Source organism: Streptacidiphilus neutrinimicus, from assembly GCF_000787815.1.
Classification (GTDB): domain Bacteria; phylum Actinomycetota; class Actinomycetes; order Streptomycetales; family Streptomycetaceae; genus Streptacidiphilus; species Streptacidiphilus neutrinimicus.
Map to the genome: position 1 here is coordinate 19,219 of NZ_BBPO01000111.1, position 543 is coordinate 19,761.

Annotated in this window: 1 protein-coding gene; it reads left to right on the forward strand. The window is 73.3% G+C overall.

The genetic code is table 11. From position 1 onward, the window contains the following. Window positions 1-543: KS-MAT linker domain-containing protein (locus TR48_RS35620; RefSeq protein WP_152628366.1), on the forward strand; the 543-nt coding region annotated here is incomplete at both ends.

Consider the following 543-nt stretch of genomic DNA (forward strand, 5'->3'; position numbering starts at 1 on the left):
CCGGAGACCGGTGCTCCGCGCCGGGTCGGCGTCTCGGCCTTCGGTGTGAGCGGGACCAACGCGCACACCATCCTGGAGCAGGCCCCGGAGATCGCCGACGAGCCGACCGCCGAGTCCTCGGTGGCGCCGTCGGTGCTGCCGGTCCTGCTGTCGGCGCAGGACACGGGAGCGCTCAGGGCGCAGGCAGAGCAACTGCTGCCCCTCGCCGGGGAGGCCGAACCGCTCGACATCGCCTACTCGTTGGCGAGCGGACGGGCGGCGCTGGAGCGTCGCGCGGTGGTCGTGGCGGGGGAGCGACAGGAACTGCTGCGCGGACTCCTCGCGTTCGCGGCGGGGGAGTCGGCGCCGAACGTCGTCGCGGGATCGCTGGTCGAGGGGCGCACGGCGTTCCTGTTCACCGGCCAGGGCAGCCAGCGGGCCGGGATGGGTCGTGAGCTGTACGAGGCCTTCCCGGTGTTCGCGCACGCGCTGGACGAGGTCTGCGCGGAACTCGACAGCCACCTGGACCGCCCGCTGCGCGAACTGATGTTTGCCTCCGAGGGC